The sequence below is a fragment of the Flavobacterium sp. LC2016-12 genome (assembly GCF_015351595.1).
In the GTDB taxonomy this organism is placed as follows: Bacteria; Bacteroidota; Bacteroidia; order Flavobacteriales; family Flavobacteriaceae; genus Flavobacterium.
Genome location: NZ_JADKPT010000016.1, coordinates 42,346 through 60,759 on the forward strand (window position 1 = coordinate 42,346; position 18,414 = coordinate 60,759).

At 34.3% G+C, this 18,414-nt stretch carries 9 protein-coding genes; 3 read left to right on the top strand and 6 right to left on the bottom strand.

From position 1 onward, the window contains the following. Positions 1-233 precede the first annotated feature (233 nt). Positions 234-1,628: a kelch repeat-containing protein gene (locus IRZ99_RS19590; protein ID WP_194659048.1), complete on the top strand. Its 1,395-nt coding sequence runs from the start codon at positions 234-236 to the stop codon at positions 1,626-1,628. A 112-nt stretch (positions 1,629-1,740) separates the two neighbouring features. Here the strand turns inward: IRZ99_RS19590 and IRZ99_RS19595 are convergent, their stop codons facing one another. From IRZ99_RS19595 to IRZ99_RS19610, 4 genes are all read right to left on the bottom strand, one after another. Next, positions 1,741-4,005, bottom strand: a complete 2,265-nt coding sequence (locus tag IRZ99_RS19595; RefSeq protein ID WP_194659050.1) for an aconitate hydratase — start codon at positions 4,003-4,005, stop codon at positions 1,741-1,743. A gap of 121 nt (positions 4,006-4,126) precedes the next feature. Then, a complete protein-coding gene (locus IRZ99_RS19600; protein WP_194659052.1) occupies positions 4,127-6,898 on the bottom strand; it encodes a bifunctional aconitate hydratase 2/2-methylisocitrate dehydratase in 2,772 nt (923 codons plus the stop codon). Between the two features lie 410 nt (positions 6,899-7,308). Continuing rightward, positions 7,309-8,262 carry a MoxR family ATPase gene (locus IRZ99_RS19605; protein ID WP_194659054.1) on the bottom strand — a complete coding sequence of 318 codons (954 nt, stop codon included), beginning with the start codon at positions 8,260-8,262 and terminating at the stop codon, positions 7,309-7,311. Between the two features lie 78 nt (positions 8,263-8,340). Further along, on the bottom strand, positions 8,341-9,771 hold the full coding sequence (locus IRZ99_RS19610; protein ID WP_194659056.1) for a peptidylprolyl isomerase: 1,431 nt from the start codon (positions 9,769-9,771) through the stop codon (positions 8,341-8,343). 500 nt (positions 9,772-10,271) lie between these two features. Here IRZ99_RS19610 and IRZ99_RS19615 point away from each other — a divergent pair, with 500 nt between their 5' ends. Both IRZ99_RS19615 and IRZ99_RS19620 read left to right on the top strand, forming a co-directional pair. Continuing rightward, entirely contained in the window at positions 10,272-11,711 is a 1,440-nt protein-coding gene (locus tag IRZ99_RS19615) for an alpha-amylase (RefSeq protein WP_194659058.1), read from the top strand. Between the two features lie 156 nt (positions 11,712-11,867). After that, positions 11,868-13,460: a peptide chain release factor 3 gene (locus tag IRZ99_RS19620; RefSeq protein WP_194659060.1), complete on the top strand. Its 1,593-nt coding sequence runs from the start codon at positions 11,868-11,870 to the stop codon at positions 13,458-13,460. Between the two features lie 250 nt (positions 13,461-13,710). Here the strand turns inward: IRZ99_RS19620 and IRZ99_RS19625 are convergent, their stop codons facing one another. Further along, positions 13,711-14,022, bottom strand: a complete 312-nt coding sequence (locus IRZ99_RS19625) for a DUF3467 domain-containing protein (protein ID WP_026985797.1) — start codon at positions 14,020-14,022, stop codon at positions 13,711-13,713. 10 nt (positions 14,023-14,032) lie between these two features. Then, complete coding sequence (gene rpoC, locus IRZ99_RS19630) at positions 14,033-18,343, bottom strand: DNA-directed RNA polymerase subunit beta' (RefSeq protein ID WP_194659062.1); 4,311 nt, start codon at positions 18,341-18,343, stop codon at positions 14,033-14,035. Between the last annotated feature and the right edge of the window lie 71 nt (positions 18,344-18,414).

An 18,414-nucleotide genomic window follows, 5' to 3' on the forward strand; every position in this document is an offset into this window, starting at 1 on the left:
CTTCGTAATCTTAAGTTCAATCTGTCTATTTCAAACTAAAAAAACGAATTGTGTTTTGGGGGAAAGCGAATTTAACTTTTTTAAGCACAAAAAGCACATTTTTTAACAACTTATTTTGTTGAAATTAACAGACTCGGCATAAAAGTTGATTCAACCTTTTTCCAAATACTCTTTTTTATACGAAAAGTTGTCTTTTTTAAGAACCTAAGCTAAACTTTAATCTGACCATTTTTATGAAAAAACTATTTATAATACTTCTTTTGACACCTCTAATTTCAATTGGACAAAATATTAAAGGCACAGTTATTTCTGAAAAAGAACATCTCCAAATAGAAGACGTAAATATAACTGCGCTAAATTCTAATGCCTTTACATTAACTAATAAAAACGGTGAGTTTGCCTTAAAATTGCCTTCAAATTTTAAAGCAAAAGATAGTCTTGAATTTTCTCATGTTGGCTTTACAACTTTAAAAATTAGCTTAGAAGATTTAAACAAAATAAATTACAAAGTAGTTCTTTCCGATCAAGTCGAAAATTTATCAGAATTGACAATTACTGCCAATGCTGGATTAAAATTGAAATCAAAACTTGCTTTCAATAAATTATCATCTTTAAAAAATCCCATTTTTTCTTTTGGATCTTGCATTAAAGATGATAAAATTTATATTGTAGGCGGAAGTGATAGTTATGAATCTAATGCTTTAGAAGCTCTAAAAGCAAAAAACATTAACTCTGAAGATCCTAGATTTTTGCAAAAATATCTTGATGAGCTTGCAGCTCAATATTCATCAACATTTTACAAAGGCGATTTGTTAATTTACGATATTAAAAAAAATTCCTGGACATCATCTGAAGCTAAATTTAAAAAAAGGGCTTTTAATAACCTTAATTATTACAACAATAACCTTTATGTTTTAGGAGGTAAAAGAGTTTCTAAAAATGGGAAATTTCAATATCTGGAAAATGAAATCGAAGTATTTGATCTGGATAAACAAAATATTACTATTGACAAAACTTATCCGCATCAAGCTTCGAATGCTGCTTCTTTTACTTACAAAGACAACATTATCGTATTAGGAGGTTCTATAAAAGCAACAGAAAAAGGGCAAAAAGATTTTACAAACAAAGTACATCTTTACAATATAACTTCTGGCTATTGGTACAAGCTTCCAGATATGCCAATTGCAAAAGAAACATCAGGAACAATAATTGATGATAAAATTTATCTTATTGGAGGAAACAATGGTAAATCGTTAGTAGATATCGAAAGTTTTGACTTAACAACTGAAAAATGGCAAACTGAAGGAGAATTGTTCTCTGGTTATGACAATCCAGCTGTTACATCTAATAATGACATCATTTATTTCTTCGAAGATCGAAAAATGTGTGTTTATGATACAAATTCAAAACAACTTAAAGAATATTTAGTTGAACTAAGTATGAAATCTTCGGCAATTTATTTTTTTGACAATAAATTATATATTGCAGGAGGAAACATATTTATAAATTATGCTACAGCTCCTACTGCAAATGTATACAGCATAAATATTGATGAATTTGACACTACAAAACCAAATCGGATTAAAGTTTTATCAAGAGGATTAAATTTAGCAAAAAACACTAATTAGCTGATCTATTTTTAAAATTTAAAAATCCATCGCAGTGGCATTTGATTCAAATTTAACATTAAAAAAACGCCCTGTTTTCACAGAGCGTTTTATTATAATTGAATTTTAAAGATTAAGCTTTTCCAGCAGCAATTAAGTTTAATGCAGAACCAGCAACAAACCAGCCAATTTGACCAGCATTGTAAGTATGGTTTGCCAAAATAATATCTTTGCTACCATCTGCGTGAAGAAACTCCAATGTTAATGGTTTTCCTGGAGCAAATTCCGTTAAATCAGTAAAATTAATAGTGTCATTCTCCTGAATTTTATCGTAATCCGCTTCATTAGCGAAAGTCAATCCTAAAAGACCTTGTTTTTTAAGGTTTGTTTCGTGAATACGAGCGAAAGATTTCACTAATACCGCTTTTACTCCTAAGAAACGTGGTTCCATTGCAGCATGCTCACGAGAAGAACCTTCTCCATAGTTGTGATCTCCCACAACTATTGACGGAACTCCGGCAGCTTTATAAGCACGAGCCACAGCAGGAACTGCATCATAATCTCCTGTTAATTGATTTTTAACCGAGTTTGTTTTTTGATTGAAGGCATTCACAGCACCAATCAACATATTATTAGAAATATTATCTAAGTGCCCACGGAAACGCAACCATGGCCCAGCCATAGAAATATGGTCAGTAGTACATTTTCCGAATGCTTTGATTAATAATTTTGCACCTGTGATATTTTTACCATCCCAAGCATCAAAGGGAGCTAATAATTGCAGACGGTCCGATGTCGGACTCACAACAACCTGAACTCCTGATCCATCTTCTGCCGGAACCTGAAAACCTGGATCTTTAACATCAAATCCTCTTGGAGGCAATTCATCTCCTGTTGGAGCTTCAAGCCTTACTTCTTCTCCATCTTCATTGATTAAAGTATCAGTTAACGGATTAAAACCTAAATCACCTGCAATTGCCATAGCAGTAACCAATTCCGGAGAACCAACAAAAGCTAAAGTATTTGGATTACCATCTGCACGTTTTGAGAAATTACGATTGAAAGAGTGAACAATCGTGTTTCTTTCCTCTTTCTCTGCTCCTTCTCTGTCCCACATACCAATACATGGCCCACAGGCATTAGCAAAAACAGTAGCACCAATTTTTTCGAAAGTATCGATGAACCCATCTCTTTCAATTGTATAACGAACTACTTCAGAACCCGGAGTAATGGTGAATTGAGATTTAGTTTTTAAGTTTTTAGCACTTACTTGTCTCGCCAGAGAAGCCGCACGAGAAATATCTTCGTAAGAAGAGTTTGTACAAGAACCAATTAAACCAACCTGAATTTGTAATGGCCAGTTATTTTTGATTGCTTCTTCTTTCATTTTAGAAATAGGAGTAGCTAAATCCGGAGTAAAAGGACCGTTTAAGTGCGGTTCTAATTCAGATAAATTGATTTCGATCACCTGATCAAAATATTTTTCCGGATTAGCATAAACTTCAGCATCTCCAGTTAAGTAAGAAGCTACTTTATCTGCAGCATCAGCAACATCAGCTCTGTTTGTAGAACGTAAATAACGACTCATAGAATCATCATAACCAAAAGTTGAAGTTGTAGCCCCAATTTCAGCACCCATGTTACAAATAGTACCTTTACCGGTACAAGACATAGAAGTAGCACCTTCACCAAAATATTCAACGATTGCACCAGTACCACCTTTTACCGTAAGAATACCAGCAACTTTAAGGATAACATCTTTAGGAGCAGTCCATCCTGATAATTTACCAGTTAATTTTACTCCAATTAATTTAGGGAATTTAAGCTCCCAAGCCATACCCGACATAACGTCTACGGCATCTGCTCCACCAACACCAATTGCTACCATTCCTAAACCACCTGCATTTACAGTATGAGAATCGGTACCAATCATCATTCCGCCCGGGAACGCATAATTTTCAAGTACTACCTGGTGAATAATTCCGGCTCCTGGCTTCCAGAAACCAATTCCGTACTTATTAGAAACTGACGATAAGAAATCGAAAACTTCGTTACTTTGTGTTTTTGCTCGCGCCAAATCGGTTGCAGCATCTACTTTTGCCTGAATCAGGTGATCACAGTGAACTGTTGTAGGAACCGCTACTTTAGGCTTTCCAGCGTGCATAAATTGCAATAATGCCATTTGAGCAGTTGCATCCTGACATGCTACACGATCCGGTGCAAAATCAACATAATCAACTCCTCTTCCAAACGCCTTCGTCGGATTTCCATCCCAAAGGTGATTGTACAAAATTTTCTCCGTTAAGGTAAGTGGACGACCTACAATCTCGCGTGCTTTGTCAACACGACCTGGCATGTTCTCATACACTTTTTTAATCATTTCAATATCAAAAGCCATAAGTATAATTGTTTTTGTTTTTTTTATTTTGAACATGACAAGATACAAAAAATAGAGTAGCCATAAAAGAAAAAGCCCGAGAATAACTCGGGCTTTTGCATATAATTAACTAATCTTATGATTACATAACTAATAATTTATGAGAAGGTGCAAATCTGGTCAAATTGATACCATCTACTGCAGCTGTATACTCATCTAAAGTAGGAGTTCTTCCTAGGATTGTAGACAATACTACAACTGGTGTTGAAGAAAGCAATGACTCTCCTTTTTTACCTTCAGTATCCTCAACAACTCTTCCTTGGAAAAGACGCGTAGAAGTTGCCATTACAGTATCTCCTTTTGCAGCTTTTTCCTGATTACCCATACAAAGGTTACATCCTGGACGCTCTAAATACAACATTTTCTCATATTCTGTACGTGCAGCACCTTTGGGAGCATTGTCATCAAATTCGAAACCTGAGTATTTCTGTAAAACTTCCCAGTCACCTTCAGCTTTAAGCTCATCTACGATGTTATAGGTTGGAGGTGCAACTACAAGTGGCGCTTTAAACTCAACCTTCCCGTGTAGATTTTCTATGTTTTTAAGCATCTGAGCAAGGATTTTCATATCTCCTTTGTGAACCATGCAAGAACCAATAAATCCAAGATCTACTTTCTTATCTCCTCCGTAGAAAGATAAAGGCCTGATAGTATCGTGAGTATATCTTTTAGAAACATCAACGTTGTTCACGTCTGGATCAGCAATCATTGGTTCAATAATCTGATCAAGGTCAACAACTACTTCAGCGTAATATTTAGCGTTTGAATCTGGAGTTAAGGCCGGTTTCTCTGCTGATTTAATCTCCGTAATTCTCTTATCTGCTTTATTGATCAATCCTTGAAGAACTTGTTTATGATTGTCCATTCCCTTGTCAATCATGATCTGGATTCTTCCTTTTGCAATCTCTAATGATTCAATCAAAGTATCATCTTCAGAAATACAAATAGAGGCTTTTGCTTTCATTTCTGCAGTCCAGTCTGTAAAAGTAAATGCCTGGTCAGCAGTAAGAGTTCCAAGATGAACTTCAATAATTCTACCCTGGAATACGTTTTCACCACCAAACTTCTTAAGCATCTGTGATTGTGTAGCGTGAACTACGTCACGGAAGTCCATATAGCCCTTCATTTCTCCAACAAAAGTCACTTTTACTGATTCTGGGATTGGCATTGAAGCCTCACCAGTCGCAAGTGCAAGAGCAACAGTTCCTGAGTCGGCACCAAAAGCAACACCTTTAGACATTCTTGTATGAGAGTCTCCACCAATAATGATAGCCCATTCATCTATTGTAATATCATTTAAAACTTTGTGAATTACGTCAGTCATTGAATGATAAACGCCTTTCGGGTCACGAGCTGTGATTAATCCGAAATCATTCATAAATTTCATCAATTTTGGAATATTGGCCTGAGCTTTTTTATCCCATACAGAAGCTGTGTGGCAACCAGATTGGTATGCACCATCAACGATTGGAGAAATTACTGTAGCAGCCATAGATTCTAATTCCTGAGCAGTCATAAGACCAGTCGTATCTTGCGAACCTACAATATTTACTTCTACGCGGACATCAGAACCAGCGTGTAATACTTTACCCGGAGTTATTCCAACAGCATTTCTGTTAAAGATTTTCTCTACTGCTGTAAGACCTTGTCCTTCAATAGAAATTTCTTTTGACGGAGCAAATACAAGAGGAGCTTCAATATCTAAAACTTTAGCTGCAAATGTTTGAAGTTTTTTACCAAATACGATTGCATATGATCCACCAGCTTTTATGAATTCCATTTTCTGAGGCGTAAATGCCTTAGAAATATCAATAAGCTCTTGGTCTCCGTTATAAAGTTTCTTTGTTTTTGTATTTATTGTAAGTACAGTTCCGGTAGCAACAGAATATGCTTCTTCCAGAATTGGCTCGTTATTTTCATTACGAATAACGTTACCATCTGCATCTAATTTTTTAACCCAGTTTTTAAGATCCAAACCAATACCACCTGTAACATCTACAGTTGTTAGGAAAATTGGCGAAATACCATTTGTTCCTGCAACGATTGGAGCAATATTAATGAATGGAACATATGGACTTGCTTTCTTACCAGTCCAAAGTGCCACGTTGTTTACACCTGACATTCTTGATGAACCTACACCCATCGTACCTTTTTCAGCAATCAACATAACGCTAGCGTCAGGATGTTTTGCTTGTAATGCCTGAATTTCCTCTTGTGCCTGAGGAGTAATCATACATTTACCATGAAGTTCACGATCAGAGCGCGAGTGAGCCTGATTACCAGGAGATAATAAATCTGTTGAAATATCACCTTCACCAGCAATAAAAGTAACCACCTTAATTTCTTCAACTACTTCTGGCAATGCAGTAAAGAATTCTGCTTTGGCATAGCTTTCAAGAATTTCTCTAGCGATTGCGTTATCGTTTTTAAATGCCTCTTTTAGACGATCTGTATCTGCCTCATAAAGGTAAACTTGTGTCTTAAGAACATTTGCTGCTTCTTTTGCAATAGCAACATCATTACCTAGCGCTAAATCCAATAAAACTTCAATAGAAGGCCCACCTTTCATGTGTGATAATAATTCAAAAGCAAAAGCAGGTGTTATTTCTTTAACCTCGAATTGACCAAGAATGATTTCTTTTAAAAATTTAGCTTTAAGACCAGCAGCACTAGTAGTTCCTGGTACCACATTATAAATAAAGAAGTTAAGAGAATCTTCTCTGTACTCATTATTCAAATCTTTAATTTGCTCGATGATATCACTTAATAGTTCTGCACCATCGATTGGCTTTGGGTGAAGCCCTTGTGTTTTTCTTTCTCCAATTTCTTGGATGTAATCCTTATAAATGTTCATAATGGAGGTATTTTCTAGGTATTTTTATTTTTTTGTTCGCAAATTTAGCTATTAAAGCCGAGAATTAAAAAAAATATAATAGAAGTCGCCTTTTCAAAAATTATTATTGTTAAAAAACGATTTTGACCGCCTGTTTTTGCCAAAACCTCAATTTTATATTAAAATAATGAATTATTGGTATTTTAAAATCTTTTCTTTAACAAAGTCGAAATTTGTTGTTAGAAACGAAGTGAGATTTTACCTCGTTTTTCACTAAGAATCTTTCTAAATAAGAATTTATAACGTTATAGTTGCGTTTTTTCTTTCTTTTTAAACTTCTTTTTCTTCATTAATATTAAAACTCACAGAAACAAAAAAAGCCTGACAATTTAAAAATATTGTCAGGCTTTTTTATTGCATTTTATATTGCTTTACAACAACTTCTGAATAATAATATCCTCAGATATTCCTTCAGCATCTGCTTTATAATTTTTAATAATCCTGTGACGTAAAATTCCGCTTGCAACAGCTTTTACATCTTCAATATCGGGAGAAAATTTACCATTAAAAGCAGCATGTGCTTTTGCAGCTAATATTAAATTTTGAGAAGCTCTCGGACCTGCACCCCAGTCTAAATAGTTTTTTACAAAATCGTTAGATAATTTATTATCTGGACGAGTTTTGCTTACTAAAGTCACAGCATATTCAATAACATTATCGGCAACAGGAATTCTGCGGATCAAATGCTGAAAATTGATAATTTCCTGCGCAGTAAACAATGGATTGATCGTTGTTTTAGCATCAGATGTTGTACGTTTTACAACCTGAACTTCTTCTTCAAAAGTTGGATACTCTAATTTTATAGCAAACATAAAACGGTCTAATTGCGCTTCAGGTAACGGATATGTTCCTTCCTGCTCAATTGGGTTTTGAGTTGCCAATACAAAGTATGGTAAATCTAATTTGTAATTCTGTCCTGCAATAGTTACCGAACGCTCCTGCATTGCTTCAAGTAAAGCTGCCTGAGTTTTTGGTGGAGTTCTGTTAATCTCATCAGCCAAAATAATATTGGAGAAGATAGGACCTTTGATGAATTTAAACTGTCTGTTTTCATCCAGAATTTCACTTCCCAAAATATCCGAAGGCATTAAATCTGGAGTAAACTGAATTCTTTTAAAATCTAATCCTAAAGCCTGAGACAAAGTGTTTATCATTAGCGTTTTTGCCAGACCCGGAACTCCAATTAAGAGAGCGTGCCCTCCTGAAAATATACAAAGTAAAATTTGATCTACAACTGCATCCTGGCCTACAATAATTTTTGCTATTTCTGATTTTAATTCGTTTCTCTTTTGAACTAAATTATGAATTGCTGTTACGTCAGACATTTAAGTATGTTTTTAAATTGAAAAAGAGTTAGCTCTATGAATTCATAAAACTAACTCTTTTTATTTATTTAATAAAAATTATTTTTTCAACCAATTGTTAGCAAAAGCACAATCTCTGTATTCTCCAATAATTTTAATGTACGTATCTTTAATCTTAGTATCGAACCATTTTCCAATTGCTTCAATCTGTTTTTCTTTCAATGCCAAATCTTTAATTTTTGTATAATCTTTAGCATAATCAGCAACGTGCTCATCAATTCTATTTGTAACAGTAATTAATTTATACGTTTTTTTTCCTTTTTCATCTGTACTTAAAAGTGGCTGAGAAACTTCAGTGTCCTTTAAATTTGAAACCTGACTGTACAATGTTGGGTCCATTTTAGTCAACTCAAAACGTGTATCTTGTGTATTAGGATTTATCAGGATACCACCATTTGCTCTTGTTTCTTTTTCATCAGATTCGGTTCTTGCCGCATCTGCAAAAGAAATTTCATTACCAACTATCTTATTCCTGATATTAGTAATTCTTTCTTTTGCCTCTTTTAAAGCATCTTCAGAAACAGTTGGTGAGATCAGAATATGACGTAATTCAACTTCTTGTCCTTTAATCTTATCTACCATTATAATATGATAGCCATAAATAGTTTTAAAAGGATCTGAAATTTCACCTTCCTGCAAACTAAATGCGACATCCTTGAACTCTTTTAAGAAAGGAGTTTTTCTTGTCATTTTATAATAACCTCCATTTGATGAAGATCCTGGATCCTGCGAATATAAAACTGCTTTTGTTGCAAAACTTGAACCTTCAACAACGTCTTTTTTAATAGCATTTAACCTGTCGATTACTTTTTGCTCATCTTCTTTTGAAACTTTTGGTTCTACCACAATCTGTGCTACTTCCATCTCAGCGCCAAAAGTTGGCAAATCATCTTTTGGTATTTTTTTAAAGAAATTACGAACCTCCTCTGGAGTAATCGTTACTCCATCAACAATTTTATCTCTCATCTCTGAAGATAATTTTTGTTCTTTCAAAATATCAGCAAAATACGTTTTAAACTCTTCTACAGAACTTTTTTTATAATATTCAACTACTTTGTTAATATCACCAACTTGTTTTACCATATAGTTCAGTCGGTCTTCCATCATTCCCCTTACTTCTGCATCACTTACTATGATACTATCCTGAATTGCCTGATGCGCATATAGTTTATCTTCTAAAAGTTTACCAAGCATCTGACATCTTGTAATATCTTTCACATTCCCTCCCTGAGCAGCAATTTCTAAAAATCCTTTATCAATATCTGAATCTAAAACAATATAATCTCCAACAGTAGCAATAATACCGTCAACTTTAAGCTTCTGTCCAGTAGGAACTTCAACTGGTTTTTGAGCTACAACATCCGGAATGATTTCCTGAGCTGAAACAACTGAGTTGAAAAAAAGTAAAAAACACATTGTCAACACTAGTTTGTAATCAATTGTTTTTAGCTGTAATTTTTTTAATAACATTATTTTAAATTTAATTTGAATGTAAAGATCTTGCCTTCGTACTTCGTTTTTAAACTAAGAATCACTAAATAATAAAGATCTAGTTCTTTTTAACTTATAACGAACAAAAATAACAATTCAATCACATAATACAACTATCAGCCATACTATTAACAAAAAATTATATGGCTTGCATTTCAATTTCACAAATAGAAGCAGTTTCTTAATGGTTATTCATTAAAAAGAGGATTAAATCTTATTCTCATTTTTTTTTAGGAATTACTTTATTCGGAATATCAACAAAAGACAAATAACTAAATTTCAAGCAAATAAAAAAAAGTTTTAAACACTACAACGTTTTCGCGGTATAATTATTTTCTTATAAAAGTAAACCGAATTAAAAAACATATACTTTAGATGCGTAATTAATAATTTTTATGTTATAAAATTGAGGATATTTCTTTTAAACACTTAAAAATCGACAATTATAAACTTTATTAACCCATAACCAAATCTAAATTATGAAAAACCACAATGTAAAAATCTATTTGATGACGGCAATCACGGCCTTTTTTTATTCGTGTTCGTCTAATGAAACTAATGAAGTAGACTCAAGAGCTCAAAGTCAACAATTTGAAATTATTAATGTCACACATCATGATGGAAAGCCTTTTAGTACCGGGACCAAATCATCCTTAACAGGGAAATATGTCGATAATCCTGGCGGTGGCGTAATGATGCAAGCCTTCTATTGGGATGTGCCTGCCGGAGGAACTTGGTGGAATACCGTAAGTGGAAAAGTAACGGCCTGGTCGAATGCCGGAATTGGTTCAATCTGGCTACCACCAGCTTCAAAAGCTCAAAATGGAGCATTTTCTATGGGATACGATCCAACAGATTATTTTGATTTTGGAGATTACAATCAAAACGGAACTACAGAAACCCGATTTGGTTCGAAAACAGAATTAGTAAGTTTAATTACAAAAGCGCATACTGAAAACATGAAAGTATATGCAGACATTGTAATTAATCACAACAGCGGAGGACAATCAGAAGCAAATCCGTTTACAGGAACAAACACTTGGACTAATTTTAATGGAGTTTCTTCTGGAAAATTCAAACGTACTTATGTGAATTTTTATAAAAATAGTTACGGTAATAACGACGAAGGCTCCTTTGGAGGTTTCCCGGATTTATGTCATGCAGATCCTTATGTGCAAGACTGGTTATGGAAAAGAGCTGATGGAGTTGGTAAATATTACAAAAACACCATGAAATTTGACGGCTGGAGATTTGACTACGTGAAAGGTTTTGCTCCTTGGGTTGTTTACGATTGGAATGCAAACGTTGGTGGGTTTTCTGTTGGTGAATTATGGGACTCTAACGTAGACATATTAAATAACTGGGCTAATAGTGCTAACAGTTCTGTATTTGATTTTGCTTGTTATTACAAAATGAATGATGCTTTTGACGGAAATAATTTAGCCCTTTTGAATGATGATATGATGTGGAAAAGAAATCCATACAAAGCTGTAACATTTGTCGCAAATCATGATACTGACGAAATTTCAAATAAACTATTGGCCTATTCATACATTCTAACCCATGAAGGATATCCAACAATCTTCTACCGAGATTACGAAGAATGGCTAGACAAAAACAAGTTAAATAACTTGATTTGGATTCACAACAATAAAGCCACTGGAAACACTTCTATTTTATATTCAGATAATGATGAATATGTAGCACGAAGAAATGGTTATAATGGAAATCCCGGATTAGTAGTTTATATTAACAACTCAACTGCTTGGCAAGAAAGATGGATTCAGACTAATTGGGCGAATACTCAAATCAAAGATTTTACTGGAAATTCAACTTGGTACCCAACTACACAAGCAGATAAATGGGTGAAAATTCAATGTCCGCCAAAAGGATATTCAGTTTGGTCTATTAATCAATAATTCTCCAAAACTATAATTTAAAGACTGTTTTAAAAAAACAGTCTTTTTTTTGCTTAAAAGTTTCTATTTATAAAGTAATGACTTCTAAATTATAGAAGTGAATATTTTTATTAAGCCGTAATTAATAGTACTTTTGCAAACCTATTTATACAAAATATGAGCTTTTTAAAAGAAATACAACGCAGAAGAACATTCGGAATTATATCGCATCCCGATGCCGGTAAAACAACTTTAACTGAAAAATTACTGTTGTTTGGAGGTGCAATTCAGGAAGCTGGTGCGGTAAAAAATAATAAAATAAAAAAGGGAGCAACGAGTGATTTCATGGAAATCGAACGCCAAAGAGGTATTTCAGTTTCTACATCCGTACTTGCTTTTAATTATAAAGACAAAAAAATCAACATTCTTGATACACCTGGACACAAGGATTTTGCCGAAGATACATTTAGAACTTTAACTGCTGTAGACAGTGTTATTGTCGTTATTGACGTTGCAAAAGGGGTTGAGGAACAAACTGAAAAGCTTGTTGCAGTTTGTAGAATGAGAAACATTCCGATGATTGTTTTCATCAATAAATTAGACCGTGAAGGAAAAGATGCTTTTGACTTAATGGATGAAGTTGAACAGAAATTAGGTTTAACAGTTACGCCTCTAAGTTTCCCTATAGGAATGGGTTATGATTTCCAGGGAATTTATAATTTATGGGAAGAGAACATCAATCTTTTTAGCGGAGACAGCCGTAAAAATATTGAAGAAACAATTGCTTTTTCTGATGTTCAAAACAATCCCGAATTAGATAAAATTATTGGTCAAAAAGCAGCCGAAAAACTTCGTGAAGAATTAGAATTGATTGATGAAGTTTATCCAAAATTTGAACGTCAGGATTATTTAGATGGAAAAATTCAGCCTGTATTTTTTGGATCAGCTTTAAATAATTTTGGAGTTCGTGAATTGTTAGATTGTTTTGTTACTATCGCTCCTTCTCCAAGACCAAAAGATTCAGAAACTCGTTTAGTTGATCCAAAAGAAGAAAAAATGACCGGTTTTGTATTTAAAATCCATGCTAATATGGATCCAAAACACCGAGATCGTTTGGCTTTTATTAAAATTGTTTCAGGTACTTTCGAAAGAAACAAACCTTACTATCATGTTCGTCAAAAGAAAAATTTAAAATTCTCCAGTCCGAATGCATTCTTTGCAGAGAAAAAAGAGATTGTAGACATTTCATATCCAGGAGATATTGTAGGTTTACACGATACAGGGAATTTTAAAATTGGAGATACTTTAACAGAAGGAGAAATAATGAGTTTCAAAGGAATTCCAAGTTTCTCTCCTGAACACTTTAGATACATTAACAACGCTGACCCAATGAAAGCCAAGCAATTGGACAAAGGTGTAGATCAGTTGATGGATGAAGGTGTTGCTCAGTTATTTACTTTAGAGATGAACAATCGTAAGGTTATCGGAACAGTTGGAGCACTTCAATATGAGGTAATTCAATATCGTTTAGAACATGAGTACGGAGCAAAATGTACTTATGAAAACTTCCCAGTTCATAAAGCTTGTTGGGTAAAACCTGACGATGCGAAAAATGACGAGTTTAAAGAATTTAAAAGAATCAAACAAAAATTCTTAGCACACGATAAGTATGGCCAATTGGTATTCTTAGCTGATTCTGACTTTACAATTCAAATGACTCAAAATAAATATCCAAGTGTGAAATTATTTTTCACTTCTGAATTTGATTAAATTCTTCAAAATAATATCATAAAAAAAGCGCTAATTATACAATTAGCGCTTTTTTTTAATTTGAATTAAACCAACCTTACTAAGTCATTATATTCCAAAAAATAATTTTTTTCTATTAGGAACTACTAATTTATAATAATGTCATCTAGCAAGGAAATTTAGTCGATGAAAGTAAAATTAAATCGGTTAAACTGCATTTAATTTTAGATTTCAAGCAAAAAAAAAGCCCCATTACTGGGGCTTTTCTAATTTATGCTTGTCCTGCCGGACCAAAATTAAGCGGAATTGGTGCTTGTTCAGTGTCTTTAATTTCGCCATGAGCGACTTCAAAACGATGAATATTTTCACCTATAGCCTTCAATAATCTTTTAGCATGTTGTGGTGTCAGGACAATTCTTGACTTTACCTTGGCTTTAGGAATACCTGGCATAATGCTCACAAAATCTAAAACAAACTCTGATGATGAGTGATTGATAATTGCAAGATTAGAATAAATTCCTTCTGCAATGGTCTCATCCAACTCGATATTAATTTGCTCTTGTTGTTGTTTCGGATTACTCATAGTTTCCTAATTAATAAATATATTCTTCTTTATTTGCCATCATTTCATTGTAATCGTCTTTAGATCCTACGATAGTATTATCGTATTCTCTCATACCAGTTCCTGCAGGAATTCTGTGTCCAACAATTACATTTTCTTTTAATCCTTCTAAATCATCTACTTTACCAGCTACAGCAGCTTCGTTAAGTACTTTTGTTGTTTCTTGGAAAGAAGCAGCAGAGATGAATGATTTAGTTTGTAGCGAAGCTCTTGTAATACCTTGTAAAACTGGTGTTGCAGTTGCAGTAATTACGTCTCTGGCTACAACCAGATTTTTATCATTTCGTTTAAGCAATGAGTTTTCATCACGTAAGTCACGAGGTGTAATAATTTGACCTGGTTTCAATACAGCAGAATCTCCAGCGTCTTCAACTACTTTCATACCATATAATTTATCGTTTTGAACGATGAAATCTTTAGTGTGAATCAATTGATCTTCTAGGAATAGTGTATCTCCTGGATCTTGAACTCTTACTTTACGCATCATTTGACGAATAACTACCTCAAAGTGCTTGTCATTAATTTTTACCCCTTGTAGACGGTATACCTCTTGAATTTCATTTACCAAGTACTGTTGAACAGCAGCCGGACCTTGAATTCTTAAGATGTCATCTGGTGTAATTGCACCGTCAGACAATGGCACTCCTGCTCTTACGAAGTCATTTTCCTGTACTAAGATTTGGCTAGAAAGTTTAACTAAATACTTTTTAATCTCACCAAATTTAGATTCGATAACAATTTCACGGTTACCTCTTTTGATTTTTCCAAAAGAAACAACACCGTCAATTTCAGAAACAACTGCTGGGTTTGAAGGGTTACGAGCCTCAAGCAACTCAGTAATTCTTGGTAAACCTCCCGTGATATCGCCTGCTTTAGAAGAACGACGTGGGATTTTAACCAATACTTTACCTGCTTTAATTTTCTCACCGTTCTCAACCATAAGGTGTGCTCCTACTGGTAAGTTATACGAACGAATCAATTCACCTTCTTTACCGTAAACCAATAAAGTTGGAATTAATTTTTTATTTCTGGCTTCAGAAATTACTTTTTCCTGGAATCCTGTTTGCTCATCGATTTCAACCATGAACGATTGTCCTTGCTCTAAATCCTCGTAAGCAATTTTACCAGTAAATTCAGAAACAATTACACCATTATATGGATCCCACTTACAGATCACAGATCCTTTAGTAACTGATTCACCATCCTTAACAAAAATACTAGATCCGTAAGGAATATTGTGTGTATTTAAAACGATTCCAGTTTTCTCGTCAACTAATTTCAATTCCGTTGAACGTGATACTACGATATCAACCGCATTACCTTCACTATCCTCACCTTTAACAGTTTTTAAATCTTCAATCTCAAGTCTACCGTTGAATCTTGTAACAATACTAGATTCTTCAGAAATACCTCCAGCAACCCCTCCAACGTGGAACGTACGAAGTGTCAACTGTGTACCTGGCTCTCCAATAGATTGAGCTGCAATAACTCCAACAGCTTCACCTCTTTGTGTCATTTTACCAGTAGCTAAGTTTCTACCGTAACATTTAGCACAAATACCTTTTAAAGCCTCACAAGTTAATGGAGATCTAACCTCTACTTTTTCAATTGGAGAAGCTTCGATAGTTCTCATAATTGCTTCAGTAATTTGTTGTCCAGATTGAACCATTACTTCATTAGTAAGTGGATTTATAACATCTTGCAATGCAACACGCCCTAAAATTCTTTCTCCTAATGATTCAACGATTTCCTCATTTTTCTTCAAAGCAGAAACTTCAACACCTCTTAAAGTTCCACAATCTTCGATGTTAACAATAACATCTTGTGATACGTCATGAAGTCTTCTTGTCAAGTATCCGGCATCGGCAGTTTTAAGAGCCGTATCCGCAAGTCCTTTACGAGCACCGTGAGTAGAAATGAAATACTCAAGGATCGAAAGACCTTCCTTAAAGTTAGAAAGAATCGGGTTTTCAATAATTTCTCCACCACCAGCAGTAGATTTTTTAGGCTTAGCCATCAAACCACGCATACCAGTTAACTGACGAATCTGTTCCTTAGAACCCCTCGCCCCAGAGTCAAGCATCATATATACAGAGTTGAAACCTTGTTGGTCTTCTCTAATATTTTTCATTGCTAACTCAGTTAATTGAGCATTTGCTGAAGTCCATACGTCAATAACTTGGTTGTAACGTTCGTTATTTGTAATAAGACCCATGTTATAATTCACAGAAATACCTTCAACTTGCTCTCTGGCATCTGCAATTAATTTTGTTTTTTGTTCTGGAATTCTAATATCCCCAAGAGAGAAAGATAAACCTCCTCTAAATGCGAATTTATAACCCATATCTTTCATATTATCCAAGAAAGCCGCAGTCGTAGGTACATCAGTCACACTTAAAATGTGTCCGATAATATCTCTAAGGTTTTTCTTAGTTAATACATCATTGATGTATCCAGCTGCTTCAGGTACTACTTCGTTAAATAATACACGTCCTGCAGTTGTTTGAATGATTTTGTACACTAATTCTCCAGCGTCATTAAAATCTTTTGCTCTAATTTTCACACGAGCGTTCAATTCTAATCTTCCTTCGTTTAATGCAATGTTTACTTCTTCAGCAGAATAGAACGTTAAGTCTTGACCTAAAATTACATGTTCTGGAGTTGAGATACGTTCTTTGGTCATATAATATAGACCCAAGACCATATCCTGAGAAGGTACAGTAATTGGAGCACCATTTGCAGGGTTAAGAATATTGTGAGAAGCCAACATTAATAATTGCGCCTCTAAAATAGCCTCTGGTCCTAATGGCAAGTGAACTGCCATCTGATCCCCATCAAAATCGGCGTTGAAAGCCGTACATACTAATGGGTGCAATTGGATCGCTTTTCCTTCAATTAATTTTGGTTGAAAAGCTTGAATACCAAGTCTGTGTAACGTAGGAGCACGGTTAAGCAATACTGGATGTCCTTTAATTACATTTTCAAGGATATCCCAAACTACAGGCTCTTTTTTGTCTATAATTTTCTTAGCAGATTTTACTGTTTTAACAATACCTCTTTCAATCAATTTACGGATAACGAAAGGTTTGTATAATTCAGATGCCATATCTTTTGGCAATCCACATTCGAATAATTTTAATTCAGGACCAACAACAATTACCGAACGAGCAGAATAATCCACACGTTTTCCAAGTAAGTTTTGACGGAAACGTCCTTGCTTACCTTTTAAGGAATCAGATAATGATTTTAATGGTCTGTTAGATTCTGTTTTAACAGCAGAAGCTTTACGAGTATTATCAAATAATGAATCTACAGATTCTTGTAACATACGTTTTTCGTTTCTTAAGATAACTTCTGGAGCTTTAATCTCCATTAATCTTTTCAAACGGTTATTACGGATGATTACACGACGGTATAAATCATTCAAATCTGAAGTTGCAAAACGACCTCCATCAAGTGGCACAAGCGGACGTAATTCTGGTGGAATAACAGGAACCACTTTCATGATCATCCACTCAGGACGGTTTTCGCGGTTTAAGTTAGACTCACGGAAAGACTCAACAACTTGTAATCTTTTTAAAGCTTCAGTTTTACGTTGTTTAGATGTTTCGTTGTTAGCGCTGTGTCTTAATTCATAAGATAAAGCATCTAAGTCAATACGAGCTAATAAATCCATAATACATTCTGCTCCCATTTTGGCAACAAATTTATTAGGATCCATATCATCTAAATATTGATTTTCTTGTGGAAGAGTATCTAAAATATTCAAATATTCCTCTTCAGTTAAGAAATCTAATCTTTGTAATGATTCTCCATCTGCATTTTTAGCAATACCAGCTTGGATTACTACGTATCTTTCGTAGTAAATAATCATATCTAATTTCTTAGATGGAAGACCAAGGATATAACCAATTTTGTTTGGAAGAGAACGGAAATACCAGATGTGAGCAATTGGCACAACAAGGTTGATGTGTCCTACTCTGTCACGACGTACTTTTTTCTCCGTAACTTCAACACCACAACGGTCACAGATAATGCCTTTGTAACGAATTCTTTTATATTTTCCACAAGCACACTCAAAATCCTTAACAGGTCCGAAGATTCTTTCGCAGAAAAGTCCGTCACGCTCTGGTTTGTGAGTTCTGTAGTTGATAGTTTCCGGTTTCAACACCTCTCCTCTTGATTCTTTCAAGATAGATTCTGGTGAAGCCAATCCAATTGAGATTTTATTAAATCTTTTAACTGGATTTTTATCCTTATTATTATTTCTATTATTCATCATAGTTTTTACTATTGATTTATTTGCAATTAAAAAATTGATTCTTGTTTAAGTCGAAAGTTTGAAAGTCGAAA